The sequence below is a fragment of the Mycobacterium sp. NPDC050041 genome (genome assembly GCF_049541695.1).
Lineage (GTDB): Bacteria > Actinomycetota > Actinomycetes > Mycobacteriales > Mycobacteriaceae > Mycobacterium.
Map to the genome: position 1 here is coordinate 512048 of NZ_JBMVDG010000002.1, position 14900 is coordinate 526947.

11 protein-coding genes are annotated in these 14900 nt (G+C 67.9%); 4 read left to right on the forward strand and 7 right to left on the reverse strand.

From position 1 onward, the window contains the following. The first annotated feature begins 35 nt into the window (after positions 1 to 35). Both ACPCHZ_RS07730 and ACPCHZ_RS07735 read left to right on the forward strand, forming a co-directional pair. On the forward strand, positions 36 to 803 hold the full coding sequence (locus ACPCHZ_RS07730; RefSeq protein WP_423484209.1) for a polysaccharide lyase: 768 nt from the start codon (positions 36 to 38) through the stop codon (positions 801 to 803). After that, the gene (locus ACPCHZ_RS07735; protein WP_423484210.1) at positions 787 to 1629 is read left to right on the forward strand and encodes a polysaccharide lyase; all 843 of its coding nucleotides are present in this window, start codon (positions 787 to 789) and stop codon (positions 1627 to 1629) included. Before ACPCHZ_RS07730 ends, ACPCHZ_RS07735 begins: the two co-directional genes overlap by 17 nt. A 6-nt stretch (positions 1630 to 1635) precedes the next feature. Here the strand turns inward: ACPCHZ_RS07735 and ACPCHZ_RS07740 are convergent, their stop codons facing one another. Genes ACPCHZ_RS07740 through ACPCHZ_RS07760 form a run of 5 tightly spaced genes read right to left on the reverse strand, consistent with a single transcriptional unit; the run spans position 1636 to position 9703 of the window. Next, positions 1636 to 2745, reverse strand: coding sequence for an FAD-dependent oxidoreductase (locus tag ACPCHZ_RS07740; protein ID WP_423484211.1), 1110 nt, complete (start codon positions 2743 to 2745; stop codon positions 1636 to 1638). Beyond that, the gene (locus tag ACPCHZ_RS07745; RefSeq protein WP_423484212.1) at positions 2742 to 3671 is read right to left on the reverse strand and encodes a Gfo/Idh/MocA family protein; all 930 of its coding nucleotides are present in this window, start codon (positions 3669 to 3671) and stop codon (positions 2742 to 2744) included. The genes ACPCHZ_RS07740 and ACPCHZ_RS07745 overlap by 4 nt, the downstream gene beginning before the upstream one ends. Beyond that, a complete protein-coding gene (locus tag ACPCHZ_RS07750) occupies positions 3668 to 5842 on the reverse strand; it encodes an acyltransferase family protein (RefSeq protein ID WP_423484213.1) in 2175 nt (724 codons plus the stop codon). Before ACPCHZ_RS07750 ends, ACPCHZ_RS07745 begins: the two co-directional genes overlap by 4 nt. After that, entirely contained in the window at positions 5843 to 7330 is a 1488-nt protein-coding gene (locus ACPCHZ_RS07755) for a sugar transferase (protein WP_423484214.1), read from the reverse strand. Positions 7331 to 7372: 42 nt separating this feature from the next. After that, the gene (locus tag ACPCHZ_RS07760) at positions 7373 to 9703 is read right to left on the reverse strand and encodes a UDP-glucuronate decarboxylase (RefSeq protein ID WP_423484215.1); all 2331 of its coding nucleotides are present in this window, start codon (positions 9701 to 9703) and stop codon (positions 7373 to 7375) included. 779 nt (positions 9704 to 10482) lie between these two features. Between ACPCHZ_RS07760 and ACPCHZ_RS07765 the strand changes: the two genes are divergently transcribed. Together ACPCHZ_RS07765 and ACPCHZ_RS07770 are read left to right on the forward strand one after the other, a co-directional pair. Then, on the forward strand, positions 10483 to 11355 hold the full coding sequence (locus ACPCHZ_RS07765; RefSeq protein WP_423484216.1) for a DKNYY domain-containing protein: 873 nt from the start codon (positions 10483 to 10485) through the stop codon (positions 11353 to 11355). A gap of 15 nt (positions 11356 to 11370) precedes the next feature. Then, positions 11371 to 12225 (forward strand): EamA family transporter, encoded by an 855-nt coding sequence (locus tag ACPCHZ_RS07770; protein ID WP_423484217.1) that lies wholly within the window; start codon positions 11371 to 11373, stop codon positions 12223 to 12225. Here ACPCHZ_RS07770 and ACPCHZ_RS07775 read toward each other — a convergent pair. After that, the gene (locus ACPCHZ_RS07775) at positions 12222 to 13901 is read right to left on the reverse strand and encodes an alpha-amylase family protein (protein WP_423484218.1); all 1680 of its coding nucleotides are present in this window, start codon (positions 13899 to 13901) and stop codon (positions 12222 to 12224) included. The two genes, ACPCHZ_RS07770 and ACPCHZ_RS07775, sit on opposite strands and share 4 nt — an antisense overlap. After that, positions 13898 to 14893 (reverse strand): TIGR03885 family FMN-dependent LLM class oxidoreductase, encoded by a 996-nt coding sequence (locus tag ACPCHZ_RS07780; RefSeq protein WP_423484219.1) that lies wholly within the window; start codon positions 14891 to 14893, stop codon positions 13898 to 13900. The genes ACPCHZ_RS07775 and ACPCHZ_RS07780 overlap by 4 nt, the downstream gene beginning before the upstream one ends. Between the last annotated feature and the right edge of the window lie 7 nt (positions 14894 to 14900).

A 14900-nucleotide genomic window follows, 5' to 3' on the forward strand; every position in this document is an offset into this window, starting at 1 on the left:
CGGCCGGCCGGCCCGTGTGATCCGGACGAGGTGACATGCGATTTCGCTCCGCTGCGTTGGCGGCCGCCGTCCTGGCGACGTCGGCGGGCTGTGCCACGGAGCCGCCTCGGGTTCCGGTGGGGTCGCGGGTGGTGTTCGTCGGCGACTATGACACCGGCGATCTCACCCAGTGGGCGACACTGCAGACCCAGGACTGGAGCCAGTTCGCCGGTGACTACTGCACCTACCGGGCATGCGTTCAGGACGGCGGCGAAGGCCACTCGACTGCGGCACGATTCGAGGTACGGGATGGGGATGTCCCGCCGTTCGGCGGCGGAGAGCGCGCGGAAGTGCGTACCGGCGACGGTCCTTCGAACGGCGGCTACGCCTTCGAGGGTGATGAGCGCTGGTATGAGATGTCGGTCAAGTTCGACGAGGGTTTCCGCAACCCCCGGGTGTCCAGCGCGGGTTGGTTCATCGTGATGCAGTGGTTCGGCTACGGAGCTCCCGCGCTGGCCCTGCAGGTTTCGGAGAGCAACACCCTGGACTTCGGCGGCGACGGGGTGCCCCGCAGGTATCACCGGTCCATCGGGGAGGTGCGGCCCGGCGAATGGGTCGACTACATCCTGCATGTGAAATTCTCGAAGAACCCATCGGTCGGATTCGTCGAGGCATGGGCCGACGGTCTGCTGGTGCTCCCGCGGTACAACCGGCCGACGATGACCACCGAGTCCATCTATTTGAAGCAGGGTATCTACCGTGACGCGAATGCCGGTGACACGCAGGTGGTGTGGCACGACGGCCTCCGTGTCACGGCGCCCTGACATGCGCCGCACCGCCACCGTCGTGGCTGTCGTCTGTCTGGCCTGGCTCGCCGCAGGCTGCGCGGCACCGCCTGCTCCCGCGTCGCCGCTGTGCGCGAGTCCACGCGACGCGGCCGACGCGTGCATGGTCCGGGCGGGATCGCGTGTGGTGTTCACCGGCGATTACGACACCGGTGATCTCGACCAGTGGGCCACTCTCCACACCAGAGACTGGAACAAGCCCCCTGGTGCCTACTGCGAGTACAGCGCATGTGTGCGCGACGGGGGACCGGGACATCCCACTGCGGCTCGTTTCGAGGTGCGCGACGGCGACGTCCCGCCGTTCGGCGGTGGCGAACGCGCGGAGGTGCGCACCGACGACGGATCGACAAGCGGTGCCGGCGTCGCCGAGGGCGATGTCCGGTTCTACGAGCTGTCGATCATGTTCGACGAGGCCTTCCAGAATCCCCGGCAAGGCAGCGACAGCTGGTTCGTGCTCATGCAGTGGCTACCCAGCGACGACTCGTCCCCGCCGCTCACCCTGCAGGTGTCCAAGGCGAACACGCTCGAACTGGGAGGCGACGGTCCGTCGATTCCCCACCGGCGCCCGATCGGGCCGGTGCGGCCGGGCGTGTGGTCGGATTACGTTCTGCACGTCAAGTTCTCCGCCGATCCCGCCATCGGTTTCGTGGAGGTCTGGCAGGACGGGGTGTTGGCCGTGCCGCGGCACAGCCGCCCGACACTGAGCGATAGGCCGGCGTACCTGAAACAGGGGGTGTACCGCGATGCAGCCAGCAGCGGGACGCAGGTCGTCTGGCACGACGGATTGCGCGTGACCGCTCCTTAGCGGGTCTCAGACGGCGGCCAGTGAATGCGGCGCTTCCATCAGCTTGCACCGCATCTCGTCGACCACAGTCTCGGCCGCGGTGACGGCGGTGACCAGCTTGCCCGAGAACAGTGTCATGACCGTCGGCGCCACCCAGTTGACGATGGTCGGGCGCGCATCGGTGGCGTCGACATCCGCCAGCACGGTACGCACGCTCCACAGTGAGCCGCAGTACTCGGCGTCGTCGAGGCCGTTGACGAACCTGCTGGCGTTCTCGCGCATCGCTTCGAAAGCGGTGAGCGCCGAGGGCGCTCCGCAGGGATTCGTCAGCAGCTCGCGGTAGATCTCGGGCGGCTCGAAGGACTCCGAGACCGACCGGTGGTGCACACTGTGTTCGACGTCGTAAAGGATGTGCAGATCTTCCCGCCGGCCGTACGGCGACAGTGAATTGAACGGCCCGTCCATCACGACGATGTCGGTGTCGCCCAACGCCGCGCCCTTCATGATCGCGACCTCGCACACCTCGAACTGACGGCGGGGCGGCGTGATGCCCCATGCCCGCATGAGCGCGTTCGAGCGGGCGTTGCCACACAGCACCACGTAGTCGTAGTGGTCCACCACATCGGGTCCGGCCTCCACGCCGCCGTACAGACGTACGCCCGACTCCGCCAGCCGGCGCAGCCCGATGTTCTTCAGCTGCACCGGATCCATCCGCGACTCGGTCGCCCTGATGACGAGTTCCGTGGAGTCCTCGCGAAGCAAGGGCGACTTCACCACCTCGACCTCCAGGCCGGCCCTGGTGCAGTGCTCGAGGAACTGCTCGCCGGTGACCCTGCTGCCGACGCGGCTCACCGCGTAGAGGTGCTGCTCGGAGTCGATCACCGCCGCCCCGTACTCGGCGAGGAACGAGGTCACGCTCTCCTTGGTTTCGAGAGCGGTGTCGAGGCTGCGGGGATAGTGGTATCCGCGGTGCAGCCGGAAGACGTTGTTGCCTGTCGCCCCGTTCATGATGGAGCGCTGTGCTTCGAAAACGTCCACCTCCCAGCCGTCTTCGGCCAGCCGCACGGCGGCGGAGACGCCGAACACTCCGGCGCCGACGACGGCCACACGGCCGAATGTGACGGGTTTCGAGATCATGCGGGACGCTCCTGTCGAGTGGATAACGCGCGGCTGATGAGATCGGTGACGGCGACGGACAGCGACATGTCGGCCCGCATCGCGTGGCGGTCCGCGCGATGGTCGAGGAACCACTGCACTTCGCGCAGGAGGGGCTGGTTCGGCGCGAACTGTGCGTCGACGGAATCTGCACCGGCCGGTGACTGCCGTAGCCGGTGGTCGGACCAGTCCCAGGACTCACCCGATGCGGTCGTCAGCGAGAGCTGCTTTCGTTTCGGGCCAGGGCCCGAGCCCTTCAGTTCGATCGACACGGTGGCCCCGCGGGAGGTGGTCCACCAGCATCGGGCGGATTCTCCGCCGCCGGACACCCGGATCGCCCGCGGGACCTCGTCGGTCAACGTGACGGCCAGGGCGATCTCGTGCGGGAGCAACTCCCACTCGACCGGGCCTGCGAGTGCCGGCCGGTTCCAGGTGAAGCTCAGCGCCGCAACGTCATCGGCGGTGACCGCGGCACGCAGTCGCTCGACGGCCGGGTGGTAGAGATAGGTGAATCCGGTGAAGAGCGCCAGCCCACGGTTATCCGCCATCGCGGTCAACTGACGGCCGTCGGCGGGATCGAGCGCCATCGGCTTCTCGACGAAGACGTGGCGGCCGTGTGAGAGCGCGAGTTCGGTCAGGGCGACGTGGGATTCCTTCGGCGTCGTGATCACCACGGTCGCGGCGTCGTTCTCGGCGAGCAGCTGCCGGGCGTCGGTCGACACCGGCACCCCGGGATGGGCGGTGGACAGCCACGTCAGGGTCGGCGCGGTCCCGTTCACCGCGAACCCGCTCGCGGTGGCGCCGCACGCGGTGAACGCCGTGATGACATTGCGGCCCCAGTTGCCCGCGCCGAAGAACAGGCAGGAGCTGTCGGGTCGGCTGCTGGGCGGCAGGGTCAGGACGTTCATTGCGGCAGCGATATCCGCTTGTCGAGGAACGGCACGAGAGTGCGCACGTACGTCCCGGTCAGGTGGCTGTTGTCGCGATAGAGGAGCACATTGCCGATGACCGCCGCGCACTTGTCGGTCGGGCAGATCGCATCGTTGAAGTCGACCACACGGACGTTGCTCAGCCCCTGGACCGCCTCCATCTGATCGGAGCCGTGGTCGTCGGGGACCATCACCGCGCGGTCGGCGGCGCAGGCGGTGAGTTCTTCGGTATTGGCCTCGACACAGTCCGGGATGTCCTGGGTGGGTGCGGGACTGTCCTGGATCACCAGGACGGGTATCCCCGCCTTCGTCAGCGCCTCGTAGTACCGGCGCAGGCCCGCCGCGAGCGCGCTGCGTCCCACCGGGTCGTAGCGGAGCTCACCGTTGACGAACACACCCTTGGAGGACTGGGCGGTGATCACCATCGTCGGTTTCTCTTTGATCAGCTGGTCGAGCACTGCCGCGCTCCACTCGTTGCACGAGGGGTAGGGCTTCTGGTCCTTGGTGGCCACCGGGACGTCGCTGAACGAGCACGCCGCCTTGGTGTACTCCACCAACGCCCAGCCCTTCTTCTCGGCGACCTTGGCCAGGCCAGGCACCCATTGGTTGGCGTGCGAGTCCCCGACGACAGCGACGACGACGTCGGAGTCCTGTTTTCCGTACGCGCAGGAGCGCACCTCGGCGCTCTCGATGACCTGGGTGCACTGGGTGTAGTCCTCGTTCGCCACCAGGGGATCCGGAACGATGTGTGCCGACTTGTCCTTCGGTGCCCCGTTGGGATCGTTGAGCGGATCTTCGCGGAGCAGAGCAGCGCCGAGTATGGCGTTGGGATTCGTCCGGTCGACCGGCTGTTCGTTCTGTGTGCCGCCCGTCTGGCTGACGGGACTCGTCGTGCCGGCGCCGTTCATCACCGTGATCGCGGGCGGCACGAACGGGGGTGCGGGGGGCCAGTTCGCGATGTAGAGAACCATTCCGGCGGTCAGCGAGACGATGGTGGTCACGCACGCCAACTGCAGCATCGGCCCGGAGTACTGCAGACGTGACTGGGAGAACCGGATGGGATTCTCGATGTGGTGGTGCAGCAGATACGCGGGGATGAACGAAGCGCTCACTGCCACCAGTCCGACGACCGGGCTCAGGGTGCCCATGGTCGCGGTGACCACCACGATGATCGGCCAGTGACACAGGTACAACGAGTACGACAGTCGTCCGATCGCCTCCATCGGACCGGTGGACAGGATCCAGCCGACGGACCCTGTTTCCCTGCCGTCGGCGGAGAGACCCGCAACGATGACGGCCGCGGTACCCAGCGTCGGGACCAGGGCCCAGTAGCCGGGGAACGGGGTCTCCGTGGTGAACAAGACGCCCGCCGCGATGATCGCGGCGATGCCCGCCCACCCGGCCAGGACGGCCAGGGTCCGCGGGAGGTTTCGCCCGTTCACCGCCAGAATCGCCACCGCCGCCCCGAGCGCGAGCTCCCACACCCGGGTGGTGGACACGAAATATGCTCTGTCGGGGCTGGTTTCGGTGTAGTAGATCGACCACGCCAGCGACGGCAGACCCACGAGCGCGAGTGCGCACAGCAATGCGCCGTTCAGGCTGCGTCGATGGGCCAACCGGGCAGCGAACGCCGCCGCGATCAGCAGGCACGGCCACAGGATGTAGAACTGCTCCTCCACGGCGAGTGACCAGAAATGCTGCACGATGCTCGGAGCGGCATCGGCCCGCATGTAGTTCACGCTCTCTTCGGCGAATCGCCAGTTGATCGCGTACACCGCGCTGAACATGATGTCGTAAGCGGTGCTCGCCCAGCGGTTCTGGGGCAGGAACAACCATGCCAGGAGTGCCGACGCCACCAGCGTGACCGCCGATGCGGGCAGCAGCCGCCGGGCCCGGCGGGCATAGAAGCGGCGGACGCGGAGCCGCCCGGTGGAGCGGACCTCGCGGACCAGCATCTGCGTGATGAGAAAACCGGAGATCACGAAGAAGACGTCGACGCCGACGTATCCACCCTCGAGCCGGCTCACTCCGGAGTGGGCGAGCAACACCAGGATGATCGCTACCGCGCGCAGCCCCTCGATGTCGGGCCGGTAGCCGGCGCGGACCTTGGGCTGGTCCGGGGCCGACTCGACCCTGGCGACCTGTGTCATCTAGTACGCACCCTTGCGCTCGAAGACGACCCGCGGCGTCTGCAGCATGATCCGCAGATCCCACAGCAGTGACCAGGATCGGACGTACACCGAGTCGAGGTGTTGCAGATCGGCGTAATTGAGGTCACTGCGACCGCAGACCTGCCAGAGCCCGGTGATGCCGGGGCACACGTCGAGTCGGGTCAGAGCGGCGCCGTCGAGACCGTCTGCCATGTCGGTGGGCAGCGGCCGCGGACCCACGAGCGACATGTCGCCGAGCACCACGTTGAGGAACTGTGGCAGTTCGTCGAGGCTGGTGCGGCGCAACAGTCCTCCGACGCGGGTGACCCGGGGATCGTTCTCCGCCTTGAACAGCGGGCCGTCCACCTTGTTGTGCTGCGCGACCGCGTCGAGCTGTGCGGCGGCGCCGTCGGTCATCGTGCGGAACTTGAAGATCTGGAAGGGCTTTCCTGCGCGTCCGATTCGCTCCTGGCGGAAGAAGACCGGCCCCGGACTGTCCAGCCGGATGGCGACCGCGATCACCAGCCAGAGCGGCGCCACCACCGCCAGCGCACATGAGGCGAGTGTGATGTCCATGGCGCGCTTGAGGGTTCGCGCGCTGACACCCAGTGACGCGGCGGGCACATGCATGAGCGCGAGCCCGTGCAGCTCCTCGACCTCGCTGCGCCAGTTGTGCAGTTCGAAGAACCGGGGGATCACCGACACCGGCACCTGCCCCAACAGGAGTCGAAGCGCGTCGAGAGTGTGCTGATCGGTCGCATTCGGGAACGCGACGATGACCCGGTCCGCGCGGTGCTCCGAGCAGACGTCGGGGAGATCTGCCAGGCCGCCGAGCACCGACGAACCCGGTGCCGGGTTGTCATCGACGTGGCCGACGACGAGGGTGTCGGCGCACCTGCTCAGTCGCGCGGTCAGCCGGTCGGATATGGGTCCGGTGCCGACCACCACGATCCGGGTGACGGTCGGGGTGTCGAACATCCGGACCACGAGCCCTCGTGCGGACGGGACCAGAGCGACGGCGGGCAATGTCATCGCCACTGCCGAGGTCAGTGTCATCCGGCCGCCGTGGAACAGCAGGGCGTCGGCGCCGAGCGCGAGCAGTGCCGCCGTCGGCAGGCAGCGCGCGATGACCGTCGGCCGCCACCAACCACTCGGCCGCAACCGGGATGCCGGCCTGCGGTACAGGCCGTGCAGATGCAGCGCCACCACCATCGCCAGCACAGTGACGATGATGTCGCGCACGCCGAGGTCACCGGCCCTGACCGGGCTGATGAGATTCAGCGCCGTGCCACCGAGCGCGGCGGACGCGGTCAGCGCCAGCACATCGGAGATCCGGAGCAGATACCGCTGCCGCTGACCGAGTTCGGGGGCCGCAGGCACCGGTCGGGTGTTGTTGAGTGGCAACACGGCTGACGGCGGTGCGATGTTGGCCGCCACCGGCATGGCGGGCGGTGCTGTTCGACCGGCGAGGATTGCCTCAGTGGTCATGGTGACTCCTCGGTGCTTTCGGAGTGTGATGGTGGAGTTGGGTCACCAGCCGAAGCCGATGAGACGCAGACCGGATCCCGCGAAGGCGGCCTGCGGCAGGAAGTTTCGACCGTCGACGACCAGGTCTCCGCGCATGACGCGGCGCAACGCTGCAGCGTCGATGAAGCGGAACTCCGGCCAGTCGGTCATCAGGATCAGCGCGTCCACCCGGTCGGCCGCGTCGTACGCGTCACTGGCAAGGCGGATCGCCGCGTACTCGTCGGGCAGCGACTTGACCACCGGGTCGAACGCCGAGATCACTGCCCCCGCGGCCAGCAGCCGTTTGGCCACGTCCAGTGCGGGAGCATCACGCAGGTCGTCGGTCCCCGGCTTGAACGTCAGCCCGAGCAGGGCGATGCGGCGGCCCTTGAGTACGTGCAGCTCCCGCTGCAGCTTGCGCACCGCCGTCGCGCGCTGCGCCTGGTTGATCTCGACCGTCGCGCACAGCATGGAGGGGGTGTAGCCGTACTCCTGGCCGGTCGAGATCAAACCGGCGACATCCTTGCCGAAGCACGAGCCACCCCAGCCCACCCCGGGATTGAGGAACGCGTTGCCCACGCGGCGATCGGCGCCGATGGCGGGAAGAACCTCGCGTACGTCCGCTCCGACCAACTCACACAGCTGCGACATCTCGTTCGCGAAGCTGATCTTCGTCGCGAGGAAGGCGTTGGCCGCGTACTTGATCATCTCGGCCGATGCCAACTCGGTGGTGATCAGCGCCGGCCGGTGATTGCGGCGGCCGGCCTCGAAGGACTGGTCGACCACCGGCTGGTAGAGCTGCGCGACCCGGTTCACGTCGGACGGGTCACCGCCGAGCACGATCCGGTCCGGGTACAGGAAGTCCTCGATGGCGCTGCCTTCGCGCAGGAATTCGGGGTTGGAGACGACGTGGAAGAACGTCTGCCTGCCGCCGGGCAGCGCCTCTTCCAGGATCGTGCGGGTCCAGTTGCCGGAGCCGACCGGCACGGTCGACTTGTTGACGATCACCACTCCGGGACGCAGATGCGGCGCGAGGGAGCGGATCGCGCTCTCGAGCTGAGTGAGGTCGGGTGACCCGTCGGTGCCGAGCGGAGTGCCGACACAGAGGAACACGAAGTCCGCGTCGGTCAGCGCCTCGGCCGGCTGGTCGGTGAACTTCAGCCGGCCGGTGCCCAGGGTGGCGGTCAGCATCTCGGGCAGGCCCGGCTCGTGGAACGGCGCCTGACCGTCGTTGAGCTGGCCGGCCCTTGCCGGGTCCGCATCGAGACCACACACCACGTGACCCAGCGATGCCAGGCAGATGGAGGTCACTGCGCCGACGTACCCGGTGCCGATCACCGCGACCTTGTGCCGTGGGCGGTCCTGCTCGGCCTCGCGCGGAGCGCGCCGCGGCGTGGGGAAGCTTGCCGGTGACCGCTCGTCGGACTGGTCGCGGAACCAGCCGATCGTCTCCAGGAGACCCTCGCGGACGTCGACCTTGGGCTCCCACCCCAGCTCCCTGCGAGCCAGTTCGATGTCGGGCCTGCGCTGAGAGGGATCGTCCTGGCCGCGGTCGGTGAACTCCACCGGGGACTGCGACCCGGTGAGTTCGCGGACCAGGTTGGCGAGCTCGAGCACGGTCATCTCGTGCGGATTGCCGACGTTCACCGGGCCCGACAGGTCCGAGAACAGCAGCCGCAACGCACCGTCGACCAGGTCGTCGACGTAGCAGACCGAGCGGGTCTGGCTGCCGTCACCGTGCACGGTGATCGGCGTGTTCGACAGTGCCTGACCGACGAAGTTGGGAATGGCCCGCCCGTCGCGCGGCCGCATCCGGGGACCGTAGGTGTTGAAGATCCGCATGATGGCGGCGTTGACGCCGTGCTTGACCCGGTAGGACGTGGTCAGCGCCTCCGCGAAGCGCTTCGCCTCGTCGTAGCAGGCGCGTGGGCCGACCGGATTGACGTTGCCCCAATATGTTTCGGGCTGCGGGTGGACCAGGGGGTCCCCGTACGTCTCCGAGGTCGACGCCAGCAGGTAGCGCGCGCCCTTGTCCTTGGCCAGGCCCAGCGTGTGCAGCGTGCCGAGGGAACCGGCCTTCATGGTCTGGATCGGCAGTTCGGAGTAGTCGACGGGCGACGCCGGTGACGCGAAGTGGAGCACGTAGTCGACCGGTCCCGGGATGGAGATGTAGTCCGAGACGTCGACCTTGAGCAGGCGGAACCCGTCGCGCCCCAGTAGATGGGCGACGTTCTCCGGTGCCCCGGTCACGAAGTTGTCCAGACAGACGACGTCGATGTCGTGCTCCAACAAGCTTTCCGCCAGGTGGGAGCCGACGAATCCTGCCCCTCCGGTCAATACCGCACGTCGGCGCATGGTCCCCTCCTCGTCTGCCACGGCACCGGCGACGCCGATGCAGTGACACCTCCGGTCATAAGTTTGCCCCCGCGCGAGACTTTAGCGTGTTCTGGCGTTCTTCGCGTGATAAAAGGCAAGCCGAAAGGTGATCTTGGCAAATCTTCGTTGAAAACAAGATCATCCCTACCGGCGGCGGCTCCGATTGCGACGCGCGGCGAGCGGTGACACCGGCGGCCCACGAGCCCGAAGGCATGGAAATGCATCGTTGGCAACCAATCGGCGACGGTCCAGCTCTGCTCACTTGCGTAGGTGCACGTCGCGGGCGATCGTGCCGCGTCGGCGGCATCGCCCGCGCACCCACCCGTTGTCCTGAGGGATACCTGCTGTTCAGACGCCTCTTCAGCGTGACCTCGAGGAGCTCGGTGGGAGGCCGCATCGCCGTCGGTGTTCGGTGTCTGCTGCGGGCGGCAGGGGCGGAGAATGACACTGCGAATCACATTCCGCGACTTCGGCGAACTTCCGATGTGTTCGGATGGTCGGCTTTATGATGCCGCCGCCCACCTCGGTGTCAGGAGGGATTGGTCGCCGGCGGTGGCATTCCGGACGTCGGGCGTGAACGGCGATTGTTACGCCGGTGTTATTTTTTGGCGAAGTAGATACGCCCGGAGATTACGAAGTCGTCGCACGTGTTCGCATTGGCAATTGATCTTTGCCAATGAAAGCGGTGACCAATCCGCTCGCCGCGCGTTCCGACGGATCGATCGACGCGTCGGCCGGCGAGGTGCTTCGATCGTCGGATGCGCAGACCGGTCGCCGCGGCATGCGTGGTCGCGATGTGCCTGTTCGTGGTCGGCTGCGGCCGTGACAAGGCGCCGACCTCGTGGTTCGACGCCGCGGGTTACCACGTCCGCGACGGCAAGGTGTTCTACCTCGAGGCGTTCCCCGGCACGGCGGTCGAGATCGCCGGCGCCGACGCCCCGTCGTTCCAGGCGCTCGATCGGACGTTCGCGCGTGACCGGCGCAGCGTCTACGTCGACGGCCGGCGCCTCGTGGAAGCGGATCCGGAGAGCTTCGAACTCTTGGACCGTCAGGACTTCGCCCGCGACCGATCGCACGTGTTCCGGCGGGACCGCATCGTCAGCGACGATCCCGCACACTTCGCCCTGCTCGACGGCGACCTGACCCGCGACGGCCGCGCGGTGTACTGGAGCGACGGTCGCGTGCTGTCCGATGACCCCGCGAACTTCGCGATCATCTCGAACGTCGACTCCTACCTGTTCACCAGGGACAGGGCCGCGGTGCACGTCAACGGCGGCGTCATCGGCGACGCCGATCCTGCGACATTCCGTGTGTTGCGGGGGGCGTATGCACAGGACGCGGCACAGGTCTTCTACTTCACCGGTCCGATCGCCGGCGCAGACGCCGAGAGCTTCCGTCCGCTACAGGGCCCCTACGCCGTGGACGCCGCCCGGGTCTACTGGATGGGCAAGCCGATCGCGGGTGCCGACCCGGCGTCGTTCCGCGTGCTGAACGCCGACTTCGAGTGCACGTCGGACCGCACTCGGGCCTACTACCGCGACGGCGTCGTCGCCGGCGCCGATCCCACCACGTTCCCGCCCGGTCGGGCCGTCACGAATTGCTCCGAGACGTCGATATCGTTCGCCGGCTGAGCGTCGACCGCCGTCATGCCCAACCGCCTGGTGCCACTGCTGTTCGTTCTCGGTGCGGTGTCGCAGTACGTGGGTGCGGCGATCGGCGTGTTCCTGTTCGACACCACCGAACCGTCGACGGTGGCGTGGCTGCGGGTGGCGACCGCGGCGGCGCTGCTCTGCGCCTGGCGCCGCCCGTGGCGGCTGCCGTGGACGCGGCGCGGCCTGGCCGCGGCCGGGTGCTTCGGCCTGATCACCGCGGGCATGAACATCGCCATCTACGAGGCGATCGCGCGGATCCCGCTCGGCACCGCGGTGGCGATCGAGTTCCTCGGCCCGGTCGTGGTGGCGGCACTCGGCTTTCGACATCGGCGCGACGTCGTCGCGGTCGTCCTCGTGTGCGCGGGGGTGATCCTGCTCGCCGGCGTGCAGTTCGAGGCCTCCTGGCTCGGTGTCGCCTTCGCGCTGGCGTCGGCCGCGATGTGGGCCGGTTACATCGTCACGGGCAAGATCGTCGCCGACGCCGGGCAGGGCCTCGACTCCCTCGCGGTCGGCATGGCGATCGCCGCGGTGGCGATCGCGCCGGTGATCGTCGCCGGCCAGGCCCGAGTTGAACCGACGGTCTTTCTCGACGCGCGGACCTGGCTGCTCGGCGCAGGCATCGGAGTGCTGTCCACGGCCATCCCGTACGCGCTCGATCAACTGGTGCTGGCCCGGGTGGGCCGCGCGCGGTTCGCCCTTCTGCTGGCGCTGCTGCCCACCACGGCGGCGGTGGTCGGAGCCGTTGTGCTGCTGCAGGTTCCGACGGCAGCGGAGATCGCCGGCATCGCCCTGGTGATCGCGGCGCTGGTGGTCGGAGCGCCGCCGACGGACGCCGGGCCGCCCGCCTAGATGATCGGGTCGTCGTCCGGGCGGCGCAGCCGCAACCACCGGTAGCCGTAGGGCTCCAAGCCGATCTCGATGCGGCCCTTGCTGTCGAGCCGATGCTCGGTGAGACCGTGCAGCAGGTCCACCAGGAGGCAGCCGCCCTCGTCCTCGAGCTGCAAGGGCACCATGCAGCTGTCTGCGCCGAAGTTGTGCAGCGCCAGCATCAACCAGTCCGACTCGGCTTCCCGGCAGACGTGTGCCAGCACCCCCGGGTGTGGCTGCTTGAGTACTTCCGGGGTGGACCAGCCGATCTCAGGCTGCTGCCGGTAGGTGTAGATCAGGTTGCGCATGAACCACCAGAACGACTCGTGGTCGTGGCGCTGATCGGCGGCGTTGACGCGGTCCGGGCCGTACATCCCATCGGGGAGTGGTCGCGGCAGTCGGCGTTTCCCGGCGCGGGAGAAGCCGCCGTTGGGTCCGCCGGTCCACTGCATCGGGGTGCGAACCGCGAACCGTCCTGGCACCTCGAGGTTCTCGGCCATCCCGAGTTCCTCGCCGTAGAACAGCACCGGTGTGCCGGGCAGCGAGAACGCCAGTGAGTAGGCCATTCTCATCCGGCGCTGGTCACCGCCGAGCATCGAGGGCAACCGGCGGCGCAGCCCACGACCGTAGAGCTGCATGTCCTCGTCGGGTCCGAACGCGTCGAACACCTCCTGGCGTTCCTCGTCGCTCAGCTTGTCGAGGGTGAGCTCGTCGTGGTTGCGCACGAAATTCGCCCACTGACTGGTGATGTCGAGTTTCGGCCGTTGCCGCAACGCCCTGGCGATCGGGCGGGCGTCGGCGCGGGCCAGCGACAGGAAGATGTTCTGCATCCCGATGAAGTCGAACTGCATGTTCAGGCCGTCGCCGTCAGCGCCGCCGAAGAACGCCTTCTGATCCTTGTAGGGCACGTTCACCTCGCCGAGCAGTACGGCGTCGCCGACGCGGCGGTTCACGAAGTTGCGCACGTCGCCGAGATATTCGAAGGGATCGAACGGATCCGGCCGGCCCGGGACGGCGTCCTTGGCGAACAGGAACGGCACCGCGTCGACCCGGAATCCCGAGACCCCGAGCTGTAGCCAGAAGCCGAGGGTGCGCGAGATCTCCTCCTGCACCTTGGGGTTCTCGATGTTCAGATCGGGTTGGTGCTTGTAGAAATGGTGCAGATACCACTCGCCTGTCTTGGGGTCGAGCTCCCAGAGGCTGTCCTCCTGGTCGGGAAACACGACGTCCTTCGAGGTGTCGGGCGGCTCGGTGTCGGTCCAGACGAAGTAGTCGCGGTAGGAGTCGTCCTTGCTGCGGCGCGCGGACTTGAACCACGGGTGCGCGTCGGAGGTGTGGTTCATGACGAAGTCGATGATCACCCGGATGCCGTGGGCCTTGGCGGTACGGACGAGCTCGACGAAGTCGCCGAGATTGCCCAGGCGGGGGTCGACGCTCAGGAAGTCGATGATGTCGTATCCGTCGTCCTTGCGGGCGGTGGGGTAGAAGGGCATCAGCCACAGGCAGGTGACGCCGAGGTCGGCCAGGTACTCGACGCGTTCGGTCATCCCGCGGATGTCGCCGCAGCCGTCGCCGTTCCAGTCGTAGAAGGTCTCGATGTCGGCGCAGTAGAAGACGGCGTTCTTGTACCAGAGGTCGCCGGTGTCGGCCCGCCTCATGCGTTGGCCGCTTCGGCGGCCGGTGCGGGTGCGGTCGGGGAGAGCTGCGGCAGCACGTGCTCGCCGAACGCGTCGATGAACGGTGTCTGCTGCTGGCCGACGAAGTGCAGGTACAGCTCGTCCCAGCCCTGCTCGAGGTATCCGTGCAGCCACTCGGCGTGCCGGCCGAGGTCGCTGGAGATGTTCACCGACTTCCTGACCTGGTCGACGGTGACGTCCTGGCCGATCGCGTCGAACGCCTCGACGGACTCGGTGTCCCAGCAGACCGGTGGTGGGAACACGTTGCTGCGCCACTGGTCGTGAGCGATCGCCTCCGCGGTGTCCTCGTCGGGCGCCCAGCTGAGGTGGATCTGCAGCCGAGCGGGGCCCCGGCCGCCTGCGCCGCGGTACGCGTCGAGCACCCGCCGCAGGGTGTCGCGGTCCTGGTTGACGGTGATCAGGGCGTCGGCCCAGGCGGCGTGGCGGGCGGCGGTCTCGGGTGTGACGGCCGGGCCGACGAGATCGGGGACGGCGTCGGGCAGCGTCCACAGCCGGGCGCGGTTGACGTGCACCAGGCCGTCGTGGCTGACCTCCTCGCCGCGCAGCAGCCGCCGGATGACGTCGACGCACTCGACGAGGCGCTGATCGCGCACCTCTTTCCGTGGCCACACGTCACCGGTGACCCGTTCGTTGGATGCCTCGCCGGAGCCGAGCGCCGCCCAGAACCGACCCGGGAACATCTGAGCCAGCGTGGCGATGCCCTGGGCGATGATTGCCGGGTGGTACCGCTGCCCCGGCGCGTTGACCACGCCGAACGGCAGACTCGTCGTGGCGAGTGCGGCGCCGAGGAAGGCCCAGGCGAACCCGGACTCGCCCTGCCGCTCGCTCCACGGGCTCAAGTGGTCCGAGGACATGCCCGCGGTGAAGCCGGCCTGTTCGGCGTGCTGGACGTCGCGCAGGAGCTGGGCTGGGTCGATCTGCTCGTGGGAGCAGTGGAAGCCGATGACCGTCATGGCCGGG

Coding starts and splice junctions, on each gene's coding strand:
- ACPCHZ_RS07780 (WP_423484219.1), bottom strand. CDS start 14,893: ATGACGGTCATCGGCTTCCACTGCTCCCACGAGCAGATCGACCCAGCC.
- ACPCHZ_RS07755 (WP_423484214.1), bottom strand. CDS start 7,330: ATGACCACTGAGGCAATCCTCGCCGGTCGAACAGCACCGCCCGCCATG.
- ACPCHZ_RS07770 (WP_423484217.1), top strand. CDS start 11,371: ATGCCCAACCGCCTGGTGCCACTGCTGTTCGTTCTCGGTGCGGTGTCG.
- ACPCHZ_RS07750 (WP_423484213.1), bottom strand. CDS start 5,842: ATGACACAGGTCGCCAGGGTCGAGTCGGCCCCGGACCAGCCCAAGGTC.
- ACPCHZ_RS07730 (WP_423484209.1), top strand. CDS start 36: ATGCGATTTCGCTCCGCTGCGTTGGCGGCCGCCGTCCTGGCGACGTCG.
- ACPCHZ_RS07740 (WP_423484211.1), bottom strand. CDS start 2,745: ATGATCTCGAAACCCGTCACATTCGGCCGTGTGGCCGTCGTCGGCGCC.
- ACPCHZ_RS07760 (WP_423484215.1), bottom strand. CDS start 9,703: ATGCGCCGACGTGCGGTATTGACCGGAGGGGCAGGATTCGTCGGCTCC.
- ACPCHZ_RS07775 (WP_423484218.1), bottom strand. CDS start 13,901: ATGAGGCGGGCCGACACCGGCGACCTCTGGTACAAGAACGCCGTCTTC.
- ACPCHZ_RS07765 (WP_423484216.1), top strand. CDS start 10,483: ATGCGCAGACCGGTCGCCGCGGCATGCGTGGTCGCGATGTGCCTGTTC.
- ACPCHZ_RS07745 (WP_423484212.1), bottom strand. CDS start 3,671: ATGAACGTCCTGACCCTGCCGCCCAGCAGCCGACCCGACAGCTCCTGC.